Raw genomic sequence first — 13,791 nt, 5'->3', positions numbered from 1 at the left:
TAACGTGCCACTAGACAAAACCGAGCTGATCAAAGACACAGAGCAAGAATATATTTTACAAGCCAAAAACATAAAAAAATACTTCCCCATAAAGGGAGGACTACTCCGTAGTACAGTCGGCTACGTAAAAGCAGTAGATGATGTTTCCATTGATATAAAAAGAGGTGAAACTCTTGGAATTGTTGGAGAGTCGGGGTCTGGAAAATCTACTTTAGGAAGGGTTATCCTTCGTCTACATGAACCTACAGAGGGACAAATTATCTTTGAAAATGATGATATTTCGCATTTAGGCAATAAGAAACTTCGGCCTTACCGTAAAAATATGCAAATCGTATTCCAGGACCCATTTGCATCACTGAATTCGAAAATGAGTGTAGCTGAATTAATAGAGGAGCCATTAGTTGTACAAACCTCCCTTACTAAAAAAGAACGTAAAGAAAAAGCCATCGACTTATTAGAAAAGGTTGGACTTAGAGCAGATGACCGCCTGAAATACCCCCATGAGTTTTCCGGTGGCCAAAGACAGCGTATCAGCATTGCGCGGGCTTTAGCACTCAACCCCAAATTCGTCATCTGTGATGAACCTGTCTCTGCACTTGACGTATCTATCCAAGCCCAAGTACTTAATTTAATGGCTGATCTGCAAGATGAATTTAATTTAACTTATTTATTTATTTCTCATGATTTAAGTGTCGTGAAGCATATAAGTGATCGTGTTGCGGTTATGTACCTTGGGCGCATCGTAGAAATTGCACCGAAAAAAGGATTATATGAACATCCATTGCATCCATACACACAAGCACTACTATCATCTGCACCATCAACGAATATCCATAATCGTCGTGAAAAAATCTTATTAAAAGGGGATTTACCAAGTCCATCCAACCCTCCATCTGGATGTGCCTTTAGAACTAGATGCCCTCTTGTCCATGAGAAATGTTCCAAGGTACGCCCCGATTTAACACACATGCGGGATGGCCATTTCGTCGCCTGCCATTTACATACTGAGGCGAGTGTTTAGTTTGGGGAAAATCGGCATTTTAAATATTTAATTATTATATAAGCTTATTACCCATATATCATAATTTGAATAATATTAAAAAGGGGGTGATGAATGGCGGAAGGCTTTGGCGTTTATTTGTAGTTTGTGAAAAATACAAAGGGGTGAATCATTTGAAGAAAAAGAAAGGTTGGCTTCTCAGTCTTATCTTCATACTGTTATTGAGTATGGTGCTTTCGGCATGTAGTGGTGGAGGTAAAAAAGTTGATAACTCCAAAGAAAATCCTGGCTCAAAAACAGGTGAACCACAAAAAGGGGGAACCATTACAGGGGCAATGGATACTGCTCCAGCCGGGGTATTTAACCCGATTTTCTACACAGATGCCTACGAAAGCAATATCTTGTCATTCACACATGAAAGTTTAGTTTCACAAAATGAAAAATTAGAGTTTATTCCTTCATTAGCAAAAGAATGGAAGTTCAATGATGACCAAACCGAAGTTACATTTACCTTACAAGAAGGCGTAAAATGGCATGACGGTCAACCATTTACAGCGAATGATGTTGTATACACTTACAAAGCCATTTCTAGCCCTGATTACGTAAAAGCAGGCGGTGTCCGTACAGATTATGTCGATAAATTACTAGGATACGAAGATTTCTCTTCTGGCAAAACGGATAAATTTGAGGGTGTTGTTGCAGTAGATGAACACACCGTTGTATTTAAATTTACACAACCAAACGTAACAGCATTAGACAATGCAAGTTTTACAATTATTCCTGAGCATATCTTTAAAGATATCCCAATTAAAGATATTCCTAAAAATGAGGCATCGCTTAAAGCTGGCAAAGTCATTGGGACCGGGCCATATAAATTTACAGAAATGGTCGATGGTGAACAATATATTCTTGAAAAGAATAAGGATTACTGGCAAGGAGAGCCATACCTCGATAAAATCGTTTGGAAGGTTGTCAACCAATCAGTCATCGTCGGAATGTTAGAAACTGGAGAACTCGACTTTGTAGCAGACCCGAATGGTTTCCAACCTGCAGACTATGATTCAGTTAGCAAGATGGAAAATATTGAGATTATTGAACAACCGAAATTCGGTTATCAATTAATGGGATTTATGACCAACCATCGTAAGCCTGAAGATGTAAAAGAAGGAGTCATAAAACCTGATAACTGGGTACCGAATAAAAAAATCTCGGATAAGCGTGTACGCCAAGCCATTGCCTATGCAATTAATCGCGAAGGCCTTATTAAAGCTTTACTCTTCGGACGCGGCGCGGTTATCAATGCACCAATCGCAACACAGTTCTCAGCCTATGATGGCGAAAAGCCAAATCAATATAAATTTAATGTAGAAGAAGCAAAAAAACTACTTGATGAAGCAGGATATGTTGATAAAAATGGTGATGGGTTCCGCGAGGATCCTCAAGGTAACAAGTGGGTGCTCAATTTAAACTATCCAAACGGAAACGAAATTCGGATGCGTTCGGCACCAATTATTCAAGAAATGCTTGAGGCAGTAGGAATTAAAATCAACCTCCGTCAACCAATAGAATTTTCAACTTACTCTGATACTCTTGAAAAGAAAAGTGATGATTGGGATCTCTACTTATTAGGCTGGAGCCTAAGCAGTACAGATCCAGATCCAAGTGGGCTATGGAGTTCCACTGCTGCTTACAATTACGGTCGTTGGAACAATAAAGAATCGGATGAATTAATGAAAAAGGCTATACAGCCACCTGATGCATTTGATCAATCCTACCGTGATCAAGTATATAGCGATTGGCAAGTACTATTCCAAGATGATTTACCTGCTTTAATCCTATATGCACAAAACACTTTATGGGGTTACAACAAACGCTTGCATAACATAAAACCTTTACCATATTCAATGTATAACGATACACATTTATGGTATGTGTCAGATAAGTAAGAAAAAGCTAACCATTTTTCATAGGTAAAAGATCATAGTTGGTTTAGAGGAAATCGGTGACTGAGCCGATTTCCTTAATCGATATCTATCTAAGACTTCCAATATTACGAAAAATTAATGGGTAACAGGGTGTGTAATTGTACGATGCACACTTTGTCCCTTTTCAAAAGAACGGAGGGGAAACCGATGTATAAATTTATCATACGCCGGCTTCTTATTTTTATCCCAATGCTGCTCGGTTTAACTATCATTGTTTTTGCACTTATTCAAGCTGCACCGGGTGATACTTTTTCTGGGCGAATGGTTGATCCTAAGATTGATCCAAAGGTATATGAGGAACAAAGGAAAGCGCTTGGGTTAGATGACCCCATTTATGTACAGTATTGGCACTGGCTAACAAATGTAGCGAAGGGAGACCTTGGTCAATCCTATACATATAATGGGCGTAGTGTCACAGAATTAATTGGAGACCGCATCGGAAATACTTTGAACTTAGGCTTATTTTCGTTAATAATAACGCTTATTGTATCCATTCCTATTGGCATCTATTCTGCCAAAAAACCGTATTCATTGCTTGATTATGGAGCCACTACTTTCGGATTTTTTGGTCTAGCTGTTCCAAATTTCTTTTTTGGACTAGTTGCCATTTATATTCTTTCGATTACTTTAGGTTGGTTTCCATCCCAAGGTTCCGTCTCAACACCTGGACTTACAGGAATGGAATTATTTTTTGATAAGCTCCATCATCTTGTTTTACCAGGACTTACCCTTGGACTAGCAGGGACAGCAGCTTATATGCGTTATATGAGATCTGAAGTGCTTGATGTTCTAGGGAAAGATTTCATACGTACTGCTAGAGCAAAAGGGATGACTGAGCGGAATGTCCTATATAAGCATACCCTTCGCAATGCAATGATTCCAATCATTACTCTAATGGGGTTTGAAATAGGATCCCTATTAAGTGGAGCAATTATTACAGAAGGAGTGTTCCAATACCCTGGTCTTGGCACATTGTTTATTAGATCGATAGGGAGTCGTGATTATCCCGTGATAATGGCCATTAACTTATTATTAGGCTTCTTTATCCTTTTAGGTAATTTATTAGCAGATATATTCTATAGCATAGTAGATCCAAGAATCCGCTACGATTAAGGGGTGAATTTATGCAATCCAATGCAGATGTTACATTAGACTCAAACCCTAATACTCAGCCAAAGGGGAAAGCCATAAAAGGAAAAAGCCCCTTTCAACTTGCCCTTAGGCGTTTCTTAAAAAATAAACTGGCAGTTGCCGGCCTTATTATCCTTTTAATCATTGTGCTGGCCGTTCTATGTGCACCTTTATTTACAAATCAAATCCCCACTAAGTCTAATTTGATGCTTATCGAGTCATCATCTAGTGCTGAACATCCATTAGGAACTGATAGTTCTGGAAGAGATAACCTAGCGAGGTTATTGTACGGTGGCCGAATTTCACTAATTGTTGGTTTTAGTGCAATGTTGTTTACTCTTGTTATTGGAGTAACTCTTGGTTCAATCGCAGGATACTATGGTGGAAAAGTAGATAGCATCATTATGCGTATTGCTGACATTGTTCTTGTTCTACCTTTTCTTGTACTTGTTTTGACAATAGTTGCTATTTTACAAAAGGTAACAGTTAGTATATTTGTTACGGTCATTGCGATAACGTCATGGCCAAACTTGGCAAGGATTATTCGTGGAACGTACTTATCCCTTCGTGAACAAGAATTTGTCCTTGGTGCACGGGCAATAGGAGCAAGTGATTTCCGAATTATTTTTAAACATTTTATACCTAATGCAATTGGACCCATTGTTGTAAATGCCACTTTAATGATGGCTACAATGATTATAGTTGAATCAGCTCTCAGCTTCATTGGTTTCGGAATTCCACAGCCTACTCCAACATGGGGAAACATGATTTCTGAAGCACAAAGCATACGTATACTACGCAATCATCCAGAAGCATGGATACCGCCTGGATTAGCCATTTTATTGACTGTATTATGCATCAATTTTATCGGTGATGGCCTTCGTGATGCCTTTGATCCAAAAAGTAATAATCGGTAAGAACTAACAACCGGAGAAAATAAATCACCGTCCAATATCTGGACGGTATTTTAAATAAATGCAAACTTGAAGAGGGTGACTTACAGGTTTTTTACACTTTACTTTTGTGTCACCTTTATCAAATTGATCTACAATTTATTTCTCGACCAAACTGCTTAATGACACATCTTGTTCATTTTCTGGTTGACCAATTGGAAAGATTCTCGCTGTTTCATTATTTTCATCAACATGTTGAATATAAATTGGCTTTCCGTTGTATGTAACATTACACATAACCGATGATTTTGCAATTTCTTGGGCACGTTGTTTATTCATTTCACTCGACCTCCTCTCGGCTTCAATATGTATTGTCACTCAAATTACAGAAACTATTCGATATCATCCTGATTTCTTCTAATACAACTTCTAGTCTAAACACTTCCGAATACGCAAAATATGTTCCCTATATTATTAAAAGAATAAAATATACTTACTCGTCTATACTAATTTAGAGGTAATTTTTGAAGGCGGATTTTTGAAAGCTGAAAGAGGGAATATGTATGGCTAATCTTGGACTATTAATCATTCGACTAGTCATCGGTCTTACATTTGTAGGTCATGGAGCCCAAAAATTGTTTGGTTGGTTTGGTGGTACTGGGCCTAGTAAAACAGGTGAGTGGCTGGAGTCCATTGGAATAAGACCAGGTGGGACCATTTGGGCTATTTTAGCAGGGTCGTTTGAATTTGTAGGTGGTTTATTATTTAGCGCAGGAGTATTTACCCCAATAGGTGCAGGTCTTATCACGATTATTATGATTGATGCCATTCTTTCTGTTCATGGTCGTAATGGCTACTGGATAACTAATAATGGGTTTGAATATAACTTAGTATTAATAGCGGTTGTTATTGGAGTGGCATTAATTGGACCAGGTGAATATGTACTGTTCTACCATCTATAATCCGTAAAAAAAAAGCGTCTATTATTAAAAAAATAGACGCTTATGTAAAATATGACGCGATCTAATTCATACAATTTGCAAAGTCTTGACTTTCTGTTTCAAATGGATTCTCTTCAATTTCAAATCCAAGGTCACTAATCATCTGGTAATCTGCCTCTGCCTGTTGACCATTAGAAGTTAAGTAGTCTCCTACAAAAATTGAATTAGCAATATAAAGCCCTAAACTTTGCATGGAACGAAGATTATATTCACGACCACCAGAAATACGAATTTCTTTTGTTGGATTTACAAAGCGGAATAAGGTAAGTATTTTCAAGCATGTATTTGGAGTCAGCTCATCCATGTTTTCCAACTTTGTTCCCGGCATTGGAATTAAAAAGTTTACTGGTATGGAATCAGCATCAAGCTCTTTAAGAGCAAAAGCCATCTCAACAATATCATCATTCGTTTCGCCCATCCCGCAAATAACACCGGAGCATGGAGAAATCCCTACTTTTTTAAGCGTCTCGATGGTCTTTACTCGATCATCATATTGATGGGTAGTTGTTATAGAAGAATGGTGGTTGCTGCTAGTATTAATATTGTGGTTAAACCGATCTACACCGGATTCTTTTAAACGTTGTGCTTGTTCTTCAGAGACAAGACCCATACAGGCACAAATTTTTAGTTGGTCAACCTCTTCTTTAATCTCCTTGACAGCCGAAACAACCGTATCCACTTCTCTATTTGTCGGTCTTCTACCGCTTAAAACGATACAATAAGTACCGATTTTATTCCTTTTTGCTTCTTTAGCACCTTCAACAATCTTCTGTTTACTTGTAAGTGTATACCTCTGTATATCTGTCGTTGCTTTTATTGATTGAGAACAATAGCCGCAATCCTCCGGACATAAACCACTTTTCGCATTAATAATAAGGTTTAGTTTTACCTTTTTCCCATAATAGTGTCTTCTAATTTCATATGCTGCATTAACGAGCGATAATACCTCTTCATCTTCTGCAAGTAAAATTTGTTTAGCTTCCTCTTTAGATAGACGATATCCGTCAATTACTTTTTTAGCTAGCTCCATCCATGACATATTTATCACCTCACCGTTTATTTGTTAACCAAATTATAAAAATAGTTAACAAATAAATTATATCTCATGGGTATGAATAATCAATATTTTCCCAAGAGGAGATTACTACTCTAAAATATTTATTCGAATCGTCACCTTAAATAAGTCCCCGTCTACTTCCATTTCCATGCTTCCCTCATGAAGGTCGATAATTGACTTGGCAATGGCAAGCCCGAGACCTGATCCATCTGTATGCCTGGATGTATCTCCACGTTTAAAGCGTTCGAATAGTTCATCCGAATTTTCACTAAGCTCATATTTTGTGACATTCTTAAATGTAATAACCACTTTGTCATTAGAAACATGTATCGATATATACACTCTCGTGTTTTCTAAAGCGTATTTAAGAATATTTCCGATTAAGTTATCAAATACCCGCCAAAATTTCTGTCCGTCTACATATGCATAAACCGGTTTCTCTGGGGTAGAAATTCGAAATTGTAAAGTTGATTGTTTGATCGTTTCGTCATATTCAGCAAGTGCCTGTTCCAATAATTGAATCATATCAACTTTTTTCTTCACAAGCTCGATACTGCCACTAGCCATTTTTGATGCTTCAAATAGATCATCGATCAATACCTTTAACCGTTTTGATTTCCGATCAATAATCTCGACATAGGCTGTTCTTTCATCTTCACTTAATCCTTTTGACTTTAGAAGTTCAGTATAGGTAATAATTGATGTTAATGGTGTTCGTAAATCATGGCTAACATTTGTAATAAGCTCCGTTTTTAGCCGTTCACTCTTTGCTTGCTCTTTTTTGGATGTTTTAACACCATGTTTTAACTGATTAATATTCCCTGCTAAATCAGCTAACGGAGATCGTCCTATAATTTTTAAATCTGGCTCAAGGTTTCCTTGTGCTAACTCGGAAGTATTTTTCAGAATGCGGTTAAAATAACCCGCCCTTTTTACAATCATGATGATCGATGGAATGACAAACAATAGAAATAGCAATGAGTAAAGATAAAGATATTTTTGCTCTCTTGCAACATAAACAGCCCCAATGATAAAGGCTAGAAAGATACCTAATAAAATGATCGTTTGTGTACCAATGCTTCGAATAAGAAAGGCTTCCTTTATACCTGTATACATTTTATATAGAATACTTTTTTCCCACTCAGCTTTAAACCTTTCAAACTCTTTTATTCTATCCGACAATAACATTAATTGAACGACCGTAATATAAACAAAAAGGACAGACATTAAAAACTTTAAGAAAAAATGACCAATTGGAAAATAATCATTCAAATATAAATTACTTATTCTCCCTAAAAAAGCAATTGCTCCATAACTAGCAATACCAATAAGGATAAGCAAACAAATATCTAGCGGAATCATTCGGTAATATTTTTGTATTCTTTCTGTTAATTGAAATGGTTGTAATTTTTTCATGATCAAAATACTTAAAAATAATGCAACTAATCCGCCTATTGTGTATAAGTAAAAAGCTGTTTGTTTTTGTGGATAGCGGTGGTAATTTGATATGACAGGTACGTTCTTCGGTGCCGATTTTAATACACCAATTTTTCCGACTAATTTCTTTGCTGTAGCATCCAATCCCGGAGGTGTATCAGTAGTTAAATAGTTCTCGTCTTTAGAGGCAAAATGGCGAATATAAGCCATTTCCTTTTCCGTAAATTGAGAATTGATTAGCTTTTCATTATTAGAGTATATATTGGTGTAAACCTCACCTGTAGTCCTATCTGTTAAATAATACTTAAACGCCTTTTTAGCTTCATAAAGTTCAGGGAGATCATTTTCTTTATTACGAAAATACTCATCAATATATTTTTCCTTTTCTTTTAATATTTCATTTCTAACATAATTGTCATTCTTAAATATTTTCTTTATATCTTCTAATTTCTTGTCTCTTTCAGTCAGATAAACATCCGCTGCGGTTTGATTTTTTTCAGATAATGCTTCATCAATATTCGACTGATATTCATTGGTAATCTCCTGAACTCGATCCGTATAATATCCATACTGATCACGGTAGCCCATTATTTCATCAGCTGTAACGGTCAGGTGATTTTTTGCTTCGTCGTTCGTCATAGCATTTAATTCATACATACTTAATTTTTGAGTAAAAGATTGAAATTCGCCCTTAAAGTCATCTGTATCAAAATAGTTCTTAAAAAGATATTCATGGCCTTGTGTAATAAGTGAGACTATACTGGTTAAACCAAATGTAAACAAAAGCAAAGCAATGGTGAAGTAAATCATCCTACTTTTCCATTTTGTAACCAATACCCCACACCACCTTTAAATACCTTGGATTTTTTGAATCGAATTCAATTTTTTCGCGAATTTTCCGAATATGGACAGCAACAGTATTTTCAGCATTATAACCAGGTTCCTTCCATACCTGTTCATAAATTTCCGAAATAGAAAAGACACGCCCTGCATGGGTCATAAGCAGTTCCACAATACGGTATTCAATGGGAGTCAACTTCACAACCTCCCCATCAACTCTCACTTCTTTCGCTGCTTGGTCCAAGAGTAGACCATTCAATTGAATGGTTTTTTTTGATCCTTCATATGTACCGAAAGTCACATACCTACGCAGCTGCGATTTCACCCTTGCAATGAGTTCAAGTGGATTAAATGGCTTTGTAATGTAATCGTCTGCACCAATTTGCAAGCCTAATATTTTGTCTGTATCTTCACTCTTTGCACTTAGAATAATGATAGGGATATCCTTTTTTTCACGAATCTTGAATGTTGCTGAAGTCCCATCCATTCTCGGCATCATCACATCTAAAAGAATAAGATGAATTTCATTTTCGTTTAATTTTTCGATAGCTTCTATCCCATCTTTAGCCTTTATCACGGTGATTCCTTCATTTTTTAAGTAAATTTCGATAACATCCCTTATTTCTACTTCGTCATCAACCACTAATACACGATATTCCAACTTCCACCCTCCATCCTTGTTTATTTCAGCTATTTCTATAGTAAAATAGATTTCTTAACAATCATCTAGTGAAAAAATGAAGAATTTCTTAAGTTTCTATATTTTCTATATTTCATTATAAATGGTAATTTTTTGTCTTTCTATTAAACTTGATACAATATAAAAATTTTATAACACAAAAATCAACAAATATTTTTCAGCTATTATCATATTTTTCTATTTCACTTATATACCTATAGAGTTACAATGGTCTTTATATATGGCTGTTTTCGTAAAGATAGTTGCTTTTCGTAAATCGCATAAATACTTAATTAATATGGTTTCGTGCTCTTTTCTTCATCCCATACTTTTTATATAAGTGCAAAAACAACCGTAAAAATCCTACTGCCGATTTTTACTTTGTTACAAATAACAACAAAGTATTAGAAAAGAGCCTTATATATTAATTTGAATATAGAGTAGGAGAAATTTCATTGGATGCTAGAACAAATAAATTTCAAGAACAGACTCTCTTTAACATAACTTGGCCGCTTTTGATTGAGTTGACACTTCATATGGGAATGGGCATCATGGCAACTCTTATGCTTAGTCATTATTCTGATGATGCGGCTTCAGGAGTTGGCGTAGCTAACCAATTGCTAAATATTTTCATCCTAGTTTTTACCGTTACTTCAATCGGTGCAACGGTATTAATCAGTCAAAGTATAGGTGCCGGTCAATTGCAAAAAGCAAGACAATTGTCTCGGTCCGTATTCAGTTTAAATTTTTGGTTTGGAATCATCGTAGCAGTTATCGTTTTTCTTTTTGGCGACCATCTCCTTCGGTTATTTGACATCCACGGGAAAGTGTTTGATTACGGACTTATCTTTGTACGTATTTGCGGTGCATCCCTTTTTCTTGAGTCTTTATCATTAGCACTAAGTGCCGTGCTTCGCAGTCATGGTTATACGAAGGAATCAATGGTTGTCACGGTTATTATGGACTTAATAAGCATTTGCGGGAATATCATTGCTACTACAGGTATATTGGGTTTACCGATTACAGGGGTTATAGGAGTATCTTGGGCAATGGTAGCTGCACGAACCTTTGCCGTTATCGCGCTAATTTATTTTGTTTACAAAAGACTTTCATTAAAATTAAAAATTAGTGATCTATTCCATACAAAAAAGGAGGATATTAGAAGTCTCCTTTCGATAGGGATTCCATCTGCAGGGGAAAACTTATCTTATCAATTATCTCAGTTAGTCATTACCGGGTTTGTTGTTTCTATCGGAACATCAGCTCTTGCTTCCCGTATTTATCTATTAAATCTGTCTATGATTTGTTATTTGTTTACATTAGCAATTGCACAAGGTACTCAGCTCCTAGTTGCCCGTTATATCGGCGGGAAACAATTTGATCGTGCTCTCCGCCGAGGCATTCGTACGTTAAAAATAGCGATGTGTGCATCTTTCATTGCATCACTTATCTTAGCACTTATTGGATCACCCGTTTTAAAAATCTTTACAGATGATCCACAAATTATTGCGATTGGTTTACCTGTTTTATGGGCAATTGTTGTTACAGAACCAGGAAGAGCCATGAATATCGTTTTAATGAATGCATTAAAATCTGCAGGGGATGTTCGTTTTCCTGTCATCATCGGAATCATCTCTATGTGGGGAGTAGCTGTTGTTCTCAGCTATATACTAGGTGTACATTTTGAACTCGGTCTTTTAGGAATTTGGATTGCCCAAGGAGCAGATGAGTGGTTTAGGGGTAGCTTTGCCTTGAGAAGATGGATGACAAAGCCTTGGGAACGTAAAGCAGCAAAAATGAAATTAAGAGCCTTAAAATCATCATAACTAGAGAAACAAATTTTTATATTATTTGCCCCTTCTCCTTCCCCCTTTCTATTCATATAGAGGGGGAAGCTTTTTTTGCCAATTCCCGCGTGTGTAATCAATTTAGGTTCATGATAAGATAGATAGATAATACTAAAGGGAGATGAAGAAAATGAAAAATGAAATCATTGAAAGATTTACTTCCTATGTAAAAGTGGACACACAATCGAATGAAGAAAGCGAAACTTGTCCTTCTACACCTGGACAATGGACACTCCTTCACATGCTAGTAGATGAATTAAAGGCAATTGGTATGGAAGAAGTAACGATTGATGAAAATGGGTATGTTATGGCAACACTTCCATCAAATACTGAAAAAGAAGTTCCAACTATTGGGTTTTTAGCACATGTAGACACAGCGACTGACTTTACAGGAACGAATGTTAACCCACAAATTGTAGAAGATTATGATGGCAATGATATTGTATTAAATGATTCATTACATATTGTATTATCACCACAGGATTTTCCTAACCTTGCTAACTATAAAGGTCATACATTAATTACTACTGATGGAACAACTCTTCTAGGAGCGGATAACAAGGCGGGTATTACTGAAATCATGACTGCGATGGCTTATTTGATCAAGCATCCAGAAATTAAACATGGAAAAGTTAGAGTAGCCTTTACACCAGATGAAGAGATTGGAAGAGGACCACAAAAATTTGATGTGACAGCCTTCAATGCGAAGTATGCTTACACAGTAGATGGAGGACCGATCGGTGAATTAGAATATGAAAGCTTTAATGCTGCTGGAGCGAAAATCACGATTAAAGGAAACAATATTCATCCTGGTTCGGCGAAAGGAAAAATGGTCAATTCGGTAAAAATTGCAATGGAACTGCAAAGTAAATTACCTGTAGAAGAGGCTCCAGAATATACAGAAGGCTATGAAGGATTCTATCACTTGCTTTCATTAAATGGTGATGTAGAGCTAACAAAAATGAACTATATCATTAGAGATCATGACAAAGAAAAATTTAATGCTAAGAAGGCAAACCTTGAACAGATCGTCAATGAACTGAAAGTAAAATACGGAGAAAAGAATATTATTCTAGAGATGAATGATCAATATTACAATATGAAAGACAAGATTGAACCAGAAATGCATATTGTTGATATTGCTTATGAAGCAATGAAGAGCTTGGATATTGAGCCGATTATTTCTCCTATTCGCGGCGGTACAGATGGTTCACAATTATCCTATATGGGACTGCCGACACCAAATATTTTTACAGGTGGAGAAAATTTCCACGGTAAATATGAATTTACCTCAGTCGATAACATGATTAAAGCAACAAACGTTATCATCGAAATTACTAAGTTATTTGAAGAAAAAGCAGAAGCGTAAATTTGAAAAAGCTAGCCTATTCACGGGTTAGCTTTTTTTATACATATTAAAAGATACAAATTTTATTAATTTTTGTTTAATTAATTTATTTTTGATTATACAATTAACTTAAACAAAAAGAGGAAATCACTCCAAAAGAAGCCATTAAACAATAGGGGGACTTGAAAAATGAAAGAAGAAATATCAAAATTATTAACTTTAGTAAAAGAAGATAAAATCGATAACGAGGAAGCGACAGAACTACTATACTTACTTAAAGTCAAAGAAGAAGGGCTTGCCACTCAAAAGTCTGCTGACTATTTAAACAAAACACTAAAAATAAGCATTCAATCTGAAGATGGAGATAATATTAATGTTAATTTACCGATTAAGTTGATATTATCCCTATTAAAAGTGGGACATAACATAGCAAAATATGTTCCTGATGCGGAAAAGTACATGAAAGGCATCGATATGGATTTGTTAACAGGAGCCATTGAAAATGAACTAGAAGGGCAAATCGTTGATATCCAATCTGCAGATGGCGATAATGTATCGATTATTATTGAGTAG

12 protein-coding genes are annotated in these 13,791 nt (G+C 36.1%); 8 read left to right on the top strand and 4 right to left on the bottom strand.

The window, feature by feature from the left end; all coding sequences use genetic code 11:
• Nucleotides 1–4: 4 nt before the first annotated feature.
• The 4 genes from ACQKP0_RS09820 to opp4C all read left to right on the top strand — a co-directional run bounded on the left by ACQKP0_RS09820 (nucleotide 5) and on the right by opp4C (nucleotide 5,033).
• Entirely contained in the window at nucleotides 5–1,021 is a 1,017-nt protein-coding gene (locus ACQKP0_RS09820; RefSeq protein ID WP_427405658.1) for an ABC transporter ATP-binding protein, read from the top strand.
• A 65-nt stretch (nucleotides 1,022–1,086) separates the two neighbouring features.
• Nucleotides 1,087–2,946, top strand: a complete 1,860-nt coding sequence (locus ACQKP0_RS09815; RefSeq protein WP_427405657.1) for a peptide-binding protein — start codon at nucleotides 1,087–1,089, stop codon at nucleotides 2,944–2,946.
• A 186-nt stretch (nucleotides 2,947–3,132) separates the two neighbouring features.
• Entirely contained in the window at nucleotides 3,133–4,098 is a 966-nt protein-coding gene (locus ACQKP0_RS09810) for an ABC transporter permease (protein WP_427405656.1), read from the top strand.
• Between the two features lie 11 nt (nucleotides 4,099–4,109).
• The gene (opp4C, locus tag ACQKP0_RS09805; protein ID WP_427405655.1) at nucleotides 4,110–5,033 is read left to right on the top strand and encodes an oligopeptide ABC transporter permease; all 924 of its coding nucleotides are present in this window, start codon (nucleotides 4,110–4,112) and stop codon (nucleotides 5,031–5,033) included.
• 135 nt (nucleotides 5,034–5,168) lie between these two features.
• Here opp4C and ACQKP0_RS09800 read toward each other — a convergent pair whose 3' ends face one another.
• A complete protein-coding gene (locus ACQKP0_RS09800) occupies nucleotides 5,169–5,348 on the bottom strand; it encodes a small acid-soluble spore protein H (RefSeq protein WP_427405654.1) in 180 nt (59 codons plus the stop codon).
• 224 nt (nucleotides 5,349–5,572) lie between these two features.
• Here ACQKP0_RS09800 and ACQKP0_RS09795 point away from each other — a divergent pair, with 224 nt between their 5' ends.
• Entirely contained in the window at nucleotides 5,573–5,971 is a 399-nt protein-coding gene (locus ACQKP0_RS09795) for a DoxX family protein (RefSeq protein ID WP_427405653.1), read from the top strand.
• Nucleotides 5,972–6,032: 61 nt separating this feature from the next.
• On the opposite strand, the gene bioB is transcribed toward ACQKP0_RS09795, so the two are convergent.
• From bioB to ACQKP0_RS09780, 3 genes are all read right to left on the bottom strand, one after another.
• A complete protein-coding gene (bioB, locus tag ACQKP0_RS09790; protein WP_427405652.1) occupies nucleotides 6,033–7,049 on the bottom strand; it encodes a biotin synthase BioB in 1,017 nt (338 codons plus the stop codon).
• 105 nt (nucleotides 7,050–7,154) lie between these two features.
• A complete protein-coding gene (locus tag ACQKP0_RS09785; protein WP_427405651.1) occupies nucleotides 7,155–9,338 on the bottom strand; it encodes a histidine kinase dimerization/phospho-acceptor domain-containing protein in 2,184 nt (727 codons plus the stop codon).
• A complete protein-coding gene (locus ACQKP0_RS09780; protein WP_427405650.1) occupies nucleotides 9,316–10,005 on the bottom strand; it encodes a response regulator transcription factor in 690 nt (229 codons plus the stop codon). Before ACQKP0_RS09780 ends, ACQKP0_RS09785 begins: the two co-directional genes overlap by 23 nt.
• Before the next feature lie 473 nt (nucleotides 10,006–10,478).
• Here ACQKP0_RS09780 and ACQKP0_RS09775 point away from each other — a divergent pair, with 473 nt between their 5' ends.
• The 3 genes from ACQKP0_RS09775 to ACQKP0_RS09765 all read left to right on the top strand — a co-directional run bounded on the left by ACQKP0_RS09775 (nucleotide 10,479) and on the right by ACQKP0_RS09765 (nucleotide 13,791).
• Nucleotides 10,479–11,849, top strand: a complete 1,371-nt coding sequence (locus ACQKP0_RS09775) for an MATE family efflux transporter (RefSeq protein WP_427405649.1) — start codon at nucleotides 10,479–10,481, stop codon at nucleotides 11,847–11,849.
• Between the two features lie 151 nt (nucleotides 11,850–12,000).
• Nucleotides 12,001–13,239, top strand: a complete 1,239-nt coding sequence (pepT, locus tag ACQKP0_RS09770; RefSeq protein ID WP_427405648.1) for a peptidase T — start codon at nucleotides 12,001–12,003, stop codon at nucleotides 13,237–13,239.
• Between the two features lie 168 nt (nucleotides 13,240–13,407).
• Nucleotides 13,408–13,791: a hypothetical protein gene (locus ACQKP0_RS09765; protein WP_427405647.1), complete on the top strand. Its 384-nt coding sequence runs from the start codon at nucleotides 13,408–13,410 to the stop codon at nucleotides 13,789–13,791.

The organism is Heyndrickxia sp. NPDC080065 (assembly GCF_050281185.1).
Taxonomy (GTDB): domain Bacteria; phylum Bacillota; class Bacilli; order Bacillales; family Bacillaceae_C; genus Heyndrickxia.
The sequence above is the reverse complement of the archived record's forward strand: the minus strand, read 5'-3'. Positions and strand labels throughout refer to the sequence as shown.

Excerpts from the sequence above, each read along its gene's own strand:
- opp4C (WP_427405655.1), top strand. The coding sequence starts at position 4,110 with ATGCAATCCAATGCAGATGTTACATTAGACTCAAACCCTAATACTCAG.
- pepT (WP_427405648.1), top strand. The coding sequence starts at position 12,001 with ATGAAAAATGAAATCATTGAAAGATTTACTTCCTATGTAAAAGTGGAC.
- ACQKP0_RS09810 (WP_427405656.1), top strand. The coding sequence starts at position 3,133 with ATGTATAAATTTATCATACGCCGGCTTCTTATTTTTATCCCAATGCTG.
- ACQKP0_RS09795 (WP_427405653.1), top strand. The coding sequence starts at position 5,573 with ATGGCTAATCTTGGACTATTAATCATTCGACTAGTCATCGGTCTTACA.
- ACQKP0_RS09765 (WP_427405647.1), top strand. The coding sequence starts at position 13,408 with ATGAAAGAAGAAATATCAAAATTATTAACTTTAGTAAAAGAAGATAAA.
- bioB (WP_427405652.1), bottom strand. The coding sequence starts at position 7,049 with ATGTCATGGATGGAGCTAGCTAAAAAAGTAATTGACGGATATCGTCTA.
- ACQKP0_RS09800 (WP_427405654.1), bottom strand. The coding sequence starts at position 5,348 with ATGAATAAACAACGTGCCCAAGAAATTGCAAAATCATCGGTTATGTGT.